Source organism: Armatimonadota bacterium (genome assembly GCA_023511795.1).
Classification (GTDB): domain Bacteria; phylum Armatimonadota; class UBA5829; order DTJY01; family DTJY01; genus JAIMAU01.
In genome coordinates this window covers 31,166-46,045 of record JAIMAU010000011.1, presented here as the reverse complement: position 1 = coordinate 46,045, position 14,880 = coordinate 31,166, and the positions used below count along the sequence as shown (strand labels likewise).

Below are 14,880 nucleotides of genomic sequence, written 5' to 3'. Positions count from 1 at the left end.
GCTTTTATTAATCGTCGAAACAAGGCTTATAGTTCCATTTATTCTTGAGTATCCATTTTAGGACGTACCATTTTCGCTTTTTAATCTCTGGGGCGACGCTTCCTATCATCCAGCATCGTTTCCCACAATTGGATGCCATCTTGCGAACTTCTTCTGCTCGTGGGCTAGCCCATATCTCCTCGAACGTTTGCTCCTTAATATTGCCCATGACCTCATCAAGCACGTTACAAGGCTTAATATCGCCCCAGGGCTCGCAGAGAAAGACATCTGTTCCCATATTGCAAGGCAATAGGCGCTTGCCGCCATTTACATAGTTTATGATGCCGTGATTGAAGTAAGCTCTGTACCAATTTTTCAGTCTTTTGGTTTTAAAAAGCTCGCGAATCAGTTCGGTGAAAGATTCCGTTATTTCTTCTTTTTTTGTAATCTCGTTGTCAAATTTGTGGAAGTAATAGGAATTGTGAACAATTGCAGTGGCAAACTCTACTTTAAGATGCTTTGCCAGCTCATAAAGTTCTAATAGATCCTTTGCGTTTCGGTCGGAAACGGTGATTCCAAAACCGATATCTTTCATTCCCATGCGCTTAAGTTGCAAAAGCGTGCGCAAGCCGTGGTCAAAGCCGTCTTTGATGCCGCGAAGTTCGTCGTTCGCCGCGGGAAGACCTTCGATGCTGATGCGTATGCCAATATCTCCTTTGAATTTTTCCGCAAGTGCAACAATCCTCTCTGTGAAGTAGCCATTTGTGCTTATGCATATTCGGTCGCATTTTGGCTTAACAATGTTTACAATCTCTTCAAGGTCTTCGCGAAGAAATGGTTCGCCGCCTGTGATATTCAAGAACTTAAGTCTAGGAAACCGTTCATAGTACTTTGGATCCATTTCCTGTTCGGGGCTTGTTGGAAATTGCCAGGTATTGCACATATGGCACCGTGCGTTGCAGCGGTACGTAGCGACAAGAATGCCTTCCATCTTTTCCTCACGTTTATTTGGTGAGCTAGCCCTATTATACACTGAAGAAGAATAAAATGCAAGAAAAACAATAATGGGCCCAAAGAGTAAATATATTCAGCTTATCCTGTTTTTAGCTAAGGTTTATAAACAACGAAATTGAAAATTCCTTGGGATTTTGCGTCAGACAAGTTAAAGATAGTCACTATTAGCTTGCTTGAAGCCGAGCTAACCATGGCAAATCTGGGCCCTGTTAACCCCACAACGTTTGCAACTGCAACGTGGGTTAGGGTGCTGTACCCACCGGGGATAGTGATTCTATACTCTTGGTTTGCAGAATCCCAGGTGCTGCTTACGCCTGAAGTGCCCGCCTGTAACGTTCCGTCTGAATTGACGATTCCATAGGCTATAGGCACACTAGGCTTGCCGCTAGGGAAGGTCAGGTCTCCTGCGACGTACACATCGCCGTTGAAATACCCGGCTCTACCCGATACTGAGAATGCGTAAATTGCATCGCCGCTGCCGTTTGTGGTTACGTACAAGGCATTTGAAGAACTATTGGTGTTATTAATCTGGAAGTTGCCTGCATTCCCTGTGCCTGTATTAATAGCACTCACTGCGTGCCCGCTTCCATTAGTAGACGCAAACAAAGCATTTGAGTTGCTGGCGCTGTTTATTGAAAAGCTTCCTGCTTAACCAGTTCCAGAAGACAAGGCGTATATTGCGTCTCCGGCACCTTGGCTGTTGGCATATATCACTCCTCCCGAGCCACTGTTTCTGAGCCAGAATAGCGTGGAACTGCTAGAAAATGTTGTGGAAAATGGAAGGTTTAGTCCGTCTGCTTGCCATGTGCCATTGCCCGTTCCATCAGACTTAAGCACATATCCGTTTGTTGCTCCCGTAGTGAGTTTGAAACCCGTCATTTGTGCCGTGCCAGCAATATCAAGCCTAGATGTTGGATTACTCGTACCTACTCCTAGATTTCCGGTTACAAATGCAGAACCCAACAATTCGCCTGCAAATCCGCTTCCGGTAGCTTGGGCTCTTAAAGCTGGCCCCAGTCCATTAGTATAGGCGTATATTGCAGGTGAGCTATTTGAAGAATTATAAATGCTAAAATCCCCTGCCTTTCCCAGTGCCACGTTTGCTGCCTGTAGCGACGTGGCACTGCTTGTTGCGTTGTCTACGCCAAAATACGCGCTGGCGCCGCTTTTTGCGGTTGTTGTAACTACCAAACCATGGCCTCCCTCAGACCGGAAGCTACCAGCTGGTCCTGTTCCGGAGTTTGTGGCAGAAATAAGGGAATTGGGAGAATCAATTGCTCCCAAGAGGATTAGCGGAGGTGTTACTTCCTCTGCTTTTTTTGAACGAAGTGCATATCCGGCGCTGACAATTCTGACCCTCGGTGTCAGAATATTCCCTTCTACTGAGGTTTGAAGCCACGTCAGTCCTGTGAAAGCACTGTCGGGGAGGGGGTTGACCGACCCCAAGAGTACATTGAATAACCCTTGGCTTACTTGCACGTTGTTTTGAGTCTCTGTCCAAAGCAAAGAGCCTGCAGTTGCGTCGTTGTATATTGCAAAGGAAAGGTTGTAGGTGCCGTTCAATGGGTTGCCTGCGGCATCGGTCAACTTGCCTTGATACGAAATCATTGTCGGCACGCTAGCAGTTGATGGCAAGATAAACGCAAGAATCCCTAATGTAACGAGCAGTACTGGGAAAATTCGGTTCATTTTAATGCCTCCTAAAAATTTTAATGGTTAATCCCGGGGGAGATAATAGGCAATAGAAGCCTGCAGGAATGGGGAAGCAACCAATTACAGTATAGCTTTCAGTTTGGAATGTGTCAACTGTATTTTTACTGGTTAGCTTGCGCATTTGGCAAGTTAAATTGCACGGTCCCGTTGGCGGCCCAAAAAAGAAAAAAGGGAAGGTTTGAAAACCTTCCCTTTTTCTCGGAATCAGACTAAGCTATAATAGGCTTACCAGCGCTCTCGGCGCTCGCGCCCTCGGCCACGGTCGCCGCCTCGGTTTCCACCACCGAAGCCGCCACGACCACCGCCGAACCCACCGCCTCGGCTCTCTCTCGGCCTAGCCTCGTTTACGGTGAGCGTCCGGCCCTGGTATTCTTTGCCGTTCGTCTGCTCGATTGCATCCCCAGCGTTTTCCTCAGGGATGTCTACGAATCCGAATCCGCGTCCAGCAACGATTCTTACATCGCTAACAGGACCCCACGGCTCAAAGAGGCTTCCAAGTTCCTCTTCCGTGGTTTGGTAGGACAAATTGCCTACATACAGTGACTTTACTGCCAACTGCTCTCCTCTTTCTGGGACCATTGTCCCGCGTATTGAAATCAGCAAGCTTTTTAGCCACGGGGCTAATTCATTGCGCCGAACGATCCCGAGAGAAAGAACAGTTCGCAGCACGAATCAAACACACTCGAGGCTCAATACATGCTTGCCTTAAACATTATACCCTATAAATTTCGAAATATCAACTAATTTTTAGACTATCTTCTCGGATATGCTCTTTGCCTGGCTGAACAAAAGCAGATAGTCACGTCCCCCGGCTTTTGAATCTGTGCCGGACATATTGAATCCACCGAAGGGATGTGCTCCAACCATTGCGCCTGTTGACTTCCGATTGAAGTAAAGATTCCCTACGTGGAACAAATCGGCAGCCTTCTCCAATTTCTTTCTGTTAGTCGAATAAACAGACCCAGTGAGTCCATATTCCGTGCAATTTGCGATATCGAGAGCATCGTCGAAATTCTTGGCTTTGATAATTGCCAGCACTGGACCAAATATTTCTTCTTGGGCTATAACGGCGTTTCGGTCGACTCCCTCAAAAATCGTGGGTTCGATAAAGTAGCCGGGCAGCTCCTCAATTTTCTTGCCGCCGAGTATTAGTTTCCCCTCACGATTACCAATCTCAATGTAGTCAAGTATTGTAGACATGGCATCTAGGCTGATTACTGGCCCCATATAATTATCAGGGTTTCTGACGTCGCCTACTGTAATTTTTTTCACCCGCTCGACAAGGCCGTCTACAAAGTCGTCATATACTTCCTTTAGCACGATGGCACGTGAGCATGCGGAGCATTTTTGGCCCTGATAGCCGTATGCGGAAACTGTTACACCCTCGATTGCCGAAGCTAGATTCGCCTCGCTGTCTACGATGATGGCATTTTTTCCTCCCATTTCGGCAACTACGCGTTTAATCCATATCTGACCAGGCTGGTGCCTGGCAGCAAGTTCGTTTATCCTAAGGCCAACTTCCTTTGAACCGGTGAATGAGATGAACCTAGTTTTCGGGTGCGCCACAAGCGCTTCGCCTAGTTTCCCCCCGGGACCAGTGACGAGATTCACTACCCCTGGCGGTAGGTCCAGCTCTTCCAATACCTCCATGAATTTGGTTGCACAGCCCGGAGCTTGACTCGATGGTTTTAGTACCACTGTGTTTCCTGCGGCAAAAGCTGCTGTCGTCATACCTGCCATTATTGCGACAGGAAAGTTCCATGGTGGTATTACAACTCCAACGCCGAGCGGGATGTAGCGGAGGCTGGGTACCTCGCCAGGGTAAGGGGTCACTGGCTGGGGTGCACCATATCTTAACGCCTCATGGCCGTAAAATTCGACTAGGTCAATGGCTTCTGCAATGTCGGCATCTGCTTCAACCCATGATTTTCCGACCTCAAGTATGAGCCAAGCGGCGAACATGTTTCTCCTTTGGCGAAGTTTGTCGGCCAGGCGGAAGCAAAATTCTGCTCTTTTTTCTGCCGAAGTGAACCGCCATGTCTCGAAGGCCTTTAGCGCCGCCTCAATTGCTTTAATGCCAACTTCTGGCGTGCCTAGTTGAAAAAGGCCCAGCACTTCGTCGGGATTGGACGGATTGTGTGAGGCGAATTGATCCTTTGCTTTTACATGCTTGCCGCCGATTACTAAGTCATACTCGCGGCCAAATGTTTTTTCTACCTCTGCAATCGCTTTTTGCATTTTCTCGCGGGTCTCAGGGTTCGAGAAGTCTTGGAATGCTTCGTTTCTAAACTCGGGTCGTTTCATTGATACCCCCTCTAACACTACTAAATAGGTTATTGTATTCAAAAAAGAAGCCCGGCATCTGACCGTCCTGTCGGTTTTTTGGGCCGGACTTCTGCTCCATCATTGATTTTCACTATGGATGAGCTTTGTTCCTCCTTTGCAAATCCGAAACTACAATGTCAATGGGTAACTTTGATTCATGAATGTTTCCAACGCTTTTTCATATTCCTGCCGCTTTGGTGCAAAGTCCGCCCGTCCCATAAGGGCATAGGTCATGTTTTTGCCTTCCTCTACGCCCGGTTGATTAAATGGATTGACATGCCAGAGCTTTGCCACGAATATGGTTAGCGTCTCCATGAAATAGAATAGGCCGCCAATGGTTGGTTCGGAGATGTCGCGGAGTATCAGTCGGTAGCAAGGCCGTCCAGCTTTTACAAGGCTCATCTCGGTTGAGAGCTGCTCTACTTTGAGCAAATCGCTAAGCGTGTGGCCCCCGAAATAGGCATACTCGACTTCAGAAGGGAATTCATTTGTCAGTTTGGTGGAGGCAGGCCATGAATCAATGGTGACGAAGCCGTAGACTTTGTCGTTCGGCCCCTCTTTGAACAATTGGAGTACAGAATGTTGGTCTGTTGCACCAAGCGCCGCAAAAGGAGTTGTACCTGAATGAACAACTTCCCCTGTTATTGAAGTCTCTTTGCCCAGGCTTTCTGCCCAAAGTTGTTCAAACCACAGCCCAAATTCCGAAAGCACATTGCCGTAGTTAAATAAAACATGGATTTTCTTACCTTTGTCTGCAAGTGCCGCAAGGGCTGACCCTAACATTAGAATTGCATTTTCATTGTTGTATTTGCCAACTATTGCCTCGTGTATTTTTGTTGCACCCTTTACGAGGCCATCGGAGTCGATGCCTACGAGTTCAGCGGGTAGGAGGCCCGCTGGTGAAAGTACACTATATCTGCCGGGAAGATCACCTGGAATATGCAATAGGTGGCACCTGAGTTCCTGGGCTATGTGATTGATTCCGTTGTTCTTTTTGTCGCAAATGATGGCTATATCGGAGGGATTCCCGCCCGCATCCTTATACTTTTTATAAAAATACAAGAAATTCGCAGCTGGTTCAGGTGTGGAGCCTGATTTACTTATATACACCAAGGCGGTCTTTCTGAAATCAAGTAAATCAGCCAGCTGTTCGGCCAAAACGGCGTCCACATTGTCGAGCACGAACATGCGAGGCGAGCCAAAGAGATTATAGAAAGGCCCTTTTAGGAATTGAAGCGTTGACCTGAATCCGAGGGTTGAGCCGCCGATGCCTATCAGAAGTACGTTCTGATACTTCTCTTTTAATTCTTGGGCAACCAGTTTTGTCTCTTGAATCGTAGAGCCTGAGGTCCAAGCTCGACTGATTGGAAGGGAATAGTCTTGCAGCGATGCCCGTACTTCTTCAAAGGCAGAAGCGTTATTTTTGGCGAGGTTACGTATTTCGGATTCGGAGAGGAAATTTGAAATGTCTTTTGCATTGATTAAGTGACCAACATCTACAGTTATTATGTTTTCCATTCCATCACCATTAATTATAGTTTTTAGGATGAGTCGAAGACTATACCAACGCCCAGATATTCAACATATTTTGGTTGACTTCCTTCGTTAGGATACTATACTGTAGCAAAGGTAAGTCAAAATGATTAGGCTTTGAAAGATTTTCTTTTCCCTTACGAAAATTCTCTTTGCTAGACTTGAAAGCTTGGTTGCCGAATGAATGAACGCCTTATTCTCAAAATTGGTCTTATTATTATAATAGGAACTTTTGCTGTCTTTTCCCCAGCCCTTTACAATCAATTTGTCTATGATGATGAACAGTATCTGCTCCAAAATTTCCATGTCCGCCAGGGGCTCACCGCCAATGGATTGGTTTGGTCTTTTAAGTCAATGTACGCTGCTAACTGGCATCCTCTCACTTGGATGGCGCACATGGTTGATTGCAGTATTTATGGCTTGAAGCCTTGGGGGCACCGGCTATCTAATCTGTTAATTCATTCGGCAAATGCTTTCTTTTTATTCATCTTGCTGGTACGGCTAACCGGCTATGTGTGGAGAAGTGCTTTCGTTGCCGCACTGTTTGCCGTACACCCGCTTCGCTTGGAATCGGTCATATGGATAGCTGAAAGAAAAGATGTCTTGAGTACTTTGTTTTTCATGCTTATCCTTTTGGCGTACGCTAGGTATGTGAAATTTCCCACAACATGTACGTACATTTTGATGATTGTGCTATATGTACTAGGCCTCATGTCCAAACCAATGCTTGTAACGCTCCCGCTTGTGCTTCTTCTCTTGGATTTTTGGCCTATTGGGCGCATGGGGTTTATTGGTAGTTCTTCGTTAAATTGTTTTCCAAGCAAAATTAGAGGCTTGTTAATCGAGAAAATTCCATTGTTTATATTGGCGCTGGCCTCTGGTGTTGTGACGTTTGTCGCGCAAAAATCGGGTGGGGCAATGTCTGTCCTTAATGTTTCCTCACTGCCAAGTCGCATTCTTAATGCCTTCCTATCGTATATTGGCTATTTATTTCATATGTTCTGGCCTGCTCGCTTGGCTATATACTACCCATACCCTGAGCTGAAACAGCTGACTTGGAAAGGCATTCTGTCGGGATTGTTTATAATTGCCATAACGGCGTTAGCTTTCCGAACGGCAAGAAAACATCCTTACTTGGTGTTCGGGTGGTTTTGGTATTTATTAACGCTTATTCCAGTCATCGGCATTATACAAGTGGGCGGACAGGCGATGGCGGATAGATACACATACATACCATTAATAGGAATATTTGTGGTAGTTGCATGGGGAGTCCCCAGCCTATTTGAATTTGCGGGTGTAAATGGGAAATTGGCAGCGAATAGGAACGAAAAGCTTCCGCTTCATGCTTTTCGTCGTTACAGCGTCCTCCCAATCACAGGGGGCTTGTGCCTCATCGCTTTCATGATTTCAACTCTTATCCAAATTGGTTACTGGCGCAATAACATCACGCTATTCAGCCGAGCGCTCCAGATATCACATAGGAACTACTTTGCTCTCAACGCGCTAGGGCTGGCGCTTGCAAAAAAAGAAAGACACGACCAGGCAATACCTTTTTATCGAAAGGCTTTGGAGATAGCTCCTAGGTATTTTGACGCCTATATCAATCTGGGCATAAGCCTTGAAGCAAAAGGAAGGCTTCAAGAAGCTTTTGAGCAGTACATGCTTGCATTGAAAATAAATCCAAAATCTGCAATTGTGCACAATAATTTGGGCGTTGTTTTCGCGAAAATGGGCAATTCCAGCCAGGCAAAAGATGAATTTGAAAAAGCCATTCAACTTGACCCCACATACGCTGCCGCGCAAAGGAACCTTAAAAGACTGCTTAGAAGTCTAGTTGGCGGTTCTGCAACGACAGCAGAGGACTACTATAGAATGGGGCTTGCTTTTTTGGACCAGGGGAAGCTTGAGGGGGCAGTTGACCAATTTAGGAAAGCTGTGCAGTTGAAACCCAATCACTCAGGCGCATGGAATGCTTTGGGAATGACTTTGTCGAAGCTGGGCAGGCTCAAAGAAGCAGAAGTATGTTACAATAAAGTTTTAGAGATTGAGCCTAACCGACCTGAGCCACATGAGGGTCTTGCTCTTGTTCTTTATTTGCAGGGCAAGTATTCAAATGCATGGCAAGAGGTTATGTTGTGCCGAAAGTATGGGGGCGCTCCTAATCCAAATTTGGTTAAGCTCCTTGAGGCTAAACTTCTCAAGCCTTGAAGGCGTTTTGCATGTTTCGAGAACCACAAGTCGAAAATAAAGAAAGTCCTAAATTTTGGCGTGTCAATATAATACTTGGCTTGCTTCTTGTTATTTTGACAATCGCTACCTTTTGGCAAGTGCAGGGCCACGGCTTTGTTTTTGATGACCAAGCTTATATCGTGGAGAATCCTCGTCTCCAGCATCCACCGACTCTTGATGACATTAAATGGGCACTAACAACAAACTATGCTGGATTTTGGCATCCCATCGTTTGGCTTTCTTATATGGTGGATGTCAAGCTTCAAGGCTCGTCGCCGAGGGGTTTTCACCTTACAAACCTATTGCTACATATATTCAATACCTTGTTGCTATTTAGCTTCCTGTCAAAAGCTACGAAATCAGTCTGGCGTAGTGCCTTTGTCGCGGGATTGTTCGCCATTCACCCACTTCATGTAGAATCGGTAGCATGGGTGGCTGAGAGAAAAGATCTTCTGAGCACTTTATTCTGGATGCTTACACTCTTGGCATATTTGCGATATGTTCATTTGCCGCGTGTTAGGACTTACTTATCCGTAATTGTATTTTTCGTCCTTGGTTTGATGTCCAAGCCAATGCTTGTTACGCTTCCATTTCTCCTCCTGCTTCTTGACTGGTGGCCACTCCAGCGCACTGCCTTTGTCCGGTTCCCGCAACCGACTAGTTCTTCAGAGGACAAGAAAACACCAGTTTCGCGACTAGTGATTGAAAAGATACCTTTATTTATCCTTTCAGCGGTATTTTCGGTTTTAGCGTATGTGATGCAGGAATCGAACAATGCACTGAGTGGCGGATTTACATTTGGCATCCGTTTTGGGAACGCCATTATTTCCTATGCAGGTTACATATGGAAGATGATCTGGCCACGAAATCTTTCTGCATTCTACCCACACCCTGGCCATAACCTTCCAATTTGGCAGGCTATTGCAGCAGGTGTTATTCTGTTGTTAGTCTCTGTGTTTGCCTTGCGGTCTTCTAAAAAAATGCCTTACATGGGCGTTGGGTGGCTCTGGTATCTTGGCACCCTGGTACCAGTGATTGGCTTCGTGCAAGTTGGCATGTTTTCCATGGCAGATAGATTCACATATGTGCCGCTGATTGGTCTTTTCATAATGATTGCTTGGGGGCTTCCGGATTTGATATGTAGAGCATGGTTGGATGAGGCAAGCAATGAAAGCGAAAATAAGAGGTCGCCTATTCTTATATTCACTGCCTGCGCCTGCATAATAGCTTTTGCCTTGTGCGCCTGGATACAAGTTGGTTACTGGCATGATAATATCAAATTATTCAAGCGTGCAATTGCGGTTACATCCAACAATGCATTGGCATGCAACAACCTGGGGCTCGCGTATGAACGCTTGAATCAGATTGATGATGCGATTATTTGGTACTCAAGAGCGCTAGAAATCGAACCTCTGTATCCGTTTGCACATTTAAATCTTGGGCGTGCGCTGAAGGAGGTTGGCAGTATTGGGGAGGCGGTCGAACATTACATTGCCGCTGTTCAGATAAAGCCTGACTTTGCCGAAGCACACAACAACCTTGCTTCTATTCTTGCTAGCAAAGGGAAAATCAACGAGGCAATTGAAGAATATCAAAAAGCAATCGCTGCGAATCCAAACTATGCGGAGGCTCACTACAATTTGGCGCTCCTCCTCTCCGAAATTGGTCGTTTTAATGACGCCGTTGCCCACTATAAAGAGGCTTTGCGCCTCAACCCATTGGACGCGGATGTCTTGTGCAACCTAGGCTTATTGTTTATTCAGAAGCGTGACTTCCGCAGTGCGGAAAAGCATTTGCATCGTGCAATTTCCATTCAGCCGCAAATGGCGGAGGCACACTATGGCCTTGCAGTAATTCTAGCTGTGCATGGGAAGCATGCTGAGGCCTTGCATGAAATTGAACTCTGCCGTAAATATGGTTATGCCCCAAATCCAGAGCTTGTAAGGATAATTAACAGCAAATATAGAAAATTTAAACCTCATCATGAGATATCAATCGCGCCTAATTAAGTTAAAGTGTTATTTTCTGAATATGGCATGAGGGTTACTATGCCGAGTAAGAAGCGCAAGAAGAAAGAGGTCGTTTCAAGTACCGTAGCTGTTACTAACAGGCAAGTTATAGCTTTATGTATCGTGCTTCTACTGTGTGCACTGCTCCGAGTTGCCTATCTTGTTCAGTACAAGGCTAACGTTCCATATTACTCAGGCTTGGTAGTGGACTCACAGTATTATGATGATTGGGCGCAGAGGATAGCAAGAGGAATAGGGTATGGCTCAAAGCCTTTCTATCTTGCGCCACTTTACCCGTATTTTCTCGCGTTAATCTATATGGGCGTTGGTCGAAATTTTGCCGTTGTTTACGCTTTCCAAGCAGTACTTGGTGTATTGAATTTGGCGCTTGTTTATTTGGTAGGACGTCGGCTATTCGGCCATATCTCGGGCTTGCTTGCCATTATTATCCTTGCTCTTTATGCACCCCTGATGTTTTTTGAGGCCAAAATACTGAGCGAGACTTTAGCTATTACCCTGAGCCTAGCATCTGTATTAATTTTGCTAAAAGCGGTGGATAAACCTGCCGCTTGGAAGTACTTGGTAGTTGGCTTTGCTCTAGGATTAACTGCAGTCTGCAGGCCAACCGCGCTTCTCACGGCAATTTTGGTGCTTGGCTGGCTTTGGTGGTCGCGGGTCGAGAAAGGGCAAAGTGCTGTCCTTTGGGTACTTGTTGGGCTTATGGTTCCGTTACTCTTTGTTGCGGGGCGCAATCAGTTCATAGGGAAAGACTTTGCTCTCATCTCAACGAATGTAGGAGTCACATTCGCCCAAGGAAATAATAGGCAAGCAGATGGGGCGTGCATGGTGGTTCTGCCGGGCTTTACTGGCTCGATAATGGACCAGCAGGCTGAGGAAATAGCAATAGCGAGTAGAAGGCTTGGTCGGCAACTTAAACCTTCAGAAGCATCGGCATATTGGCTTAAACAAGGGCTAGGATTTATTTGGGGAAAGCCGCTCTTGTTTGCCAAGCTTACTGGCCGTAGGTTCATCTGGTCCCTCCACAATCAAGAATCTCCATGTAGCTATAATTTGTATCTTGAGAAGCAGCTTGTTCCATTTCTGCGGTGGTTGCCCGTACCTTTTGCGCTCATTTTTGGGTTGGGTGTCTTTGGTTTTTTGCGGTCTCTTGCAGAAAAAGCCAAGAAAGAGGCTATGCTTGTCTCGTTGTATGTGCTTTCCACGTTTATTGTGCTTTTAGCTTTCTTTGTCACGTCGCGTTACCGCCTTCCTGCCGTGCCTTTTCTAGGAATTTTCGCTGGCTACGGGCTTGCAGAAATGGTGAATTATGGGCGCGAACGGAACATAATGATGTTCACAGTGGCACTATGCTGTTTGGTTGGCGCTTTCCTCCCATCGCTCGTGCGCTATCCAATTCCGCGTGTGACACCTGAGGCGCCCATGGACCTTGGAGTGAGTTATCTGATAAACGGTCAAACCGATAAGGCAATCCAGCAGTTTAGAGAAGCTCTCAAAATGAAGCCTGGTTTTGCGGTTGCCCATAAGAATCTTGGGGAGGCATTTCTTCGGCAAGGTAGACTTCAAGAAGCTGAGGCAGAGTATAAGAAAGCGATTACTATCAATCCAAGCGATTGGTCTGCCTATTTCGGGCTTGGGATGGCGCTTGCTCGACAGCAAAAATTTGCAGAAGCCGTATCAAGTTTTGCCAAATCACTTCGTCTTAACCCATTCAACGCTGAGGCACACAATAACCTGGCAGTTGCACTCTTTGTTACAGGTGATTACTCTGGTGCTTGGCGCGAAGTCCGCCTTTGTCATAAAAATGGTGGAACATGTGATCCTTCTTTTATCCGGGCACTCGCGAGCATGATGCAGGAGCCCGAGTAAAAGCATAGTTGGCGTTAATGCCAGATTTGCAATTTTGACCGCACGCTAGCATGGTTTCAAAAAGTGCTTTCCAGAAAGTGCATGGTGAATAAGAACATAAGAAAGATGTCTACTGAACGCCGGAAGATGAACCTCGCACTTGGAGCTGTTCTTTTCTTGGCAATCCTTCTCAGGGTTGTTTACTTTCTCCAATACAAAGCTAATGCGCCATATTTTAGCCAAGTGATTGTGGACTCCTACTATTATGATGTCTGGGCGCAAAGGGTGGCGAGTGGAAAGGGATTTGGTCCTATGCCTTTCTACATGGCGCCGCTTTACCCATATGTGCTTGCGTTGGTATACATGGTTTTCGGCCACAACCTAGCTTTGGTTTATGTTTTTCAAATGATACTGGGAGTCCTTAACACGTGCATGGTCTACTTGATTGCACGAAAGCTTTTGGGACATACTTCGGGAATTTTCGCGATTATCTTTATGCTCTTTTATGGACCTCTAATCTATCTTGAACCAAAGATTATGACCGAGACGCTCTCGGTAGCGTTGAATCTTGGGTCCATTCTTTTATTGTTAATTGTTCTCGAGCGGCAAAGCGTGCCAAAATTCTTTGTTTGTGGAATCCTCCTCGGTCTGAGTGCGGTGTGCAGGGCGAATGCGTTAATAACTGCTGCCATATTTATTGGATGGGTATTCCTATCACAGCGGAAAACGGGTTCCTTAGCAAAAAGTGTTCTTCCAATGGTGCTTGGAGTTGTATTAGCGATATTGCCGGTCACTCTGCGAAACTACTTTATTGGTAATGACTTTGTCTTGATTTCGTCAAATGGAGGCATCGTCTTTGCTCAGGGAAATAACGAGTACGCAAACGGCGTTTCTGCGCCGCTTCCGGGATTCAGCGGTTCGATAGGTGCCCAGCGCGAAGAAGAAATGGCTCTTGCGGCTAAAGCTCTCGGCCATCCGGTGAAACAGTCTGAATCTGCTACATATTGGTTTGGGCAAGGTATTAAGTTTATTCGCAACCACCCGGGGGAATTTTTATGGCTTCTAATGCGCAAGGTGGTTTGGTCTCTCCACAATAGGGAATCAAGATGTAGCTATAACTTTTACCTTGAGCAAGAAATTGTACCCATACTGCGTTTTTTAGTTTTGCCGTTCCCTTTGCTCGCCGGCTTAGCACTCTTTGGTTTCCTTCGAGGGCCTTTAAAAGGCATGCCTAGAGAGACAAGCTTAGTTGCTCTTTATGTGGTTTCCATATTCCTTAGCCTGGTTATCTTTTCAGTTAGTTCTAGATACAGAGCACCAGCAGTACCGGCGCTGGCGATATTTGCCGGGTTTGGGGTTGTCCAAGCGCTGAGAGCTACTCGGGAGCGAGACATTGGTGTGTTAGTGGGGCTGGCTGGTTGTGTGATTCCAATCTTGGCGCTGTCTTTTGTTCCTTACCCAATCCCTGCTGTAACGCCTGAAGGCCCAGGAAATCTTGGCGTTAGTTACCTGGCCATAGGCAAGCTTGATGAGGCAATATCCCAATTTGAGCGGGCGCTGGATATGAAACCTGACTATACATATGTGCGAAATAACCTAGGGATTGCCCTTGCCAGGCAGGGGAAGCTTGACGAGGCGATTGAGGAGTTTAGACAGGTTCTTGCTGTAAATCCCAGGGATGTTATGGCACATAAGAACCTTGGAATGGCGCTTAAACAGCAGGGCAATGAGGACGAGGCTATCATGGAGTTTTATGAGGCTGTGAGGATTGCACCTAACTTTGCAATCGCGCACGTTCTGCTTGCCGATTCGCTAGCTCAGAAAGGTAAGCTTGATGAGGCAATTGAACATTACTCGGCTGCTGTTGCTTTGGAGCCGGAAGACCCAAAAATTCGCTTGTCGCTTGGCAACGTTCTTTATCAAGCTGGCAGGGCCAAGAATGCAATTTACGAATACCTCGAGGTGATTAGGCTCAAACCTGACCTAGCCGAAGCACACAACAATTTGGCTGTGGCTTATTTTAGAACTGGGGATTATGCCAAAGCATGGCGTGAGGTCATTCTTGCAAGAAGGTATGGCATGGAGCCAAATTCACATTTTATTCAGGCGCTATCACAAAAAATGCCAAAGCCTGCGAGTGAGTAATTGCACCGCCAGAGATATTCAGAAATATTATCCGCAAATCTTTTGATCCCATGCAAGTTAAATAGAA

General features: G+C 46.2%; 10 protein-coding genes. 4 read left to right on the top strand and 6 right to left on the bottom strand.

Annotation, left to right across the window (positions count from 1 at the left end):
- Window positions 1-7: 7 nt before the first annotated feature.
- The 6 genes from K6T99_09785 to K6T99_09760 all read right to left on the bottom strand — a co-directional run bounded on the left by K6T99_09785 (window position 8) and on the right by K6T99_09760 (window position 6,549).
- Window positions 8-970, bottom strand: coding sequence for a radical SAM protein (locus K6T99_09785; GenBank protein ID MCL6520113.1), 963 nt, complete (start codon window positions 968-970; stop codon window positions 8-10).
- 116 nt (window positions 971-1,086) lie between these two features.
- The gene (locus K6T99_09780) at window positions 1,087-1,566 is read right to left on the bottom strand and encodes a hypothetical protein (GenBank protein MCL6520112.1); all 480 of its coding nucleotides are present in this window, start codon (window positions 1,564-1,566) and stop codon (window positions 1,087-1,089) included.
- A gap of 75 nt (window positions 1,567-1,641) precedes the next feature.
- Entirely contained in the window at window positions 1,642-2,682 is a 1,041-nt protein-coding gene (locus K6T99_09775) for a hypothetical protein (GenBank protein MCL6520111.1), read from the bottom strand.
- Window positions 2,683-2,931: 249 nt separating this feature from the next.
- A complete protein-coding gene (locus K6T99_09770; GenBank protein MCL6520110.1) occupies window positions 2,932-3,285 on the bottom strand; it encodes an RNA-binding protein in 354 nt (117 codons plus the stop codon).
- A gap of 168 nt (window positions 3,286-3,453) precedes the next feature.
- Window positions 3,454-5,010 carry an L-glutamate gamma-semialdehyde dehydrogenase gene (pruA, locus tag K6T99_09765; GenBank protein MCL6520109.1) on the bottom strand — a complete coding sequence of 519 codons (1,557 nt, stop codon included), beginning with the start codon at window positions 5,008-5,010 and terminating at the stop codon, window positions 3,454-3,456.
- Between the two features lie 150 nt (window positions 5,011-5,160).
- Entirely contained in the window at window positions 5,161-6,549 is a 1,389-nt protein-coding gene (locus tag K6T99_09760; protein MCL6520108.1) for a glucose-6-phosphate isomerase, read from the bottom strand.
- 195 nt (window positions 6,550-6,744) lie between these two features.
- Between K6T99_09760 and K6T99_09755 the strand changes: the two genes are divergently transcribed.
- The 4 genes from K6T99_09755 (at window position 6,745) to K6T99_09740 (ending at window position 14,813) form a co-directional block, all read left to right on the top strand.
- Window positions 6,745-8,772, top strand: a complete 2,028-nt coding sequence (locus K6T99_09755) for a tetratricopeptide repeat protein (protein ID MCL6520107.1) — start codon at window positions 6,745-6,747, stop codon at window positions 8,770-8,772.
- A gap of 11 nt (window positions 8,773-8,783) precedes the next feature.
- The gene (locus K6T99_09750; GenBank protein ID MCL6520106.1) at window positions 8,784-10,802 is read left to right on the top strand and encodes a tetratricopeptide repeat protein; all 2,019 of its coding nucleotides are present in this window, start codon (window positions 8,784-8,786) and stop codon (window positions 10,800-10,802) included.
- A gap of 39 nt (window positions 10,803-10,841) precedes the next feature.
- Window positions 10,842-12,689, top strand: coding sequence for a tetratricopeptide repeat protein (locus K6T99_09745; GenBank protein MCL6520105.1), 1,848 nt, complete (start codon window positions 10,842-10,844; stop codon window positions 12,687-12,689).
- Window positions 12,690-12,794: 105 nt separating this feature from the next.
- Entirely contained in the window at window positions 12,795-14,813 is a 2,019-nt protein-coding gene (locus K6T99_09740) for a tetratricopeptide repeat protein (protein MCL6520104.1), read from the top strand.
- Window positions 14,814-14,880 lie beyond the last annotated feature (67 nt).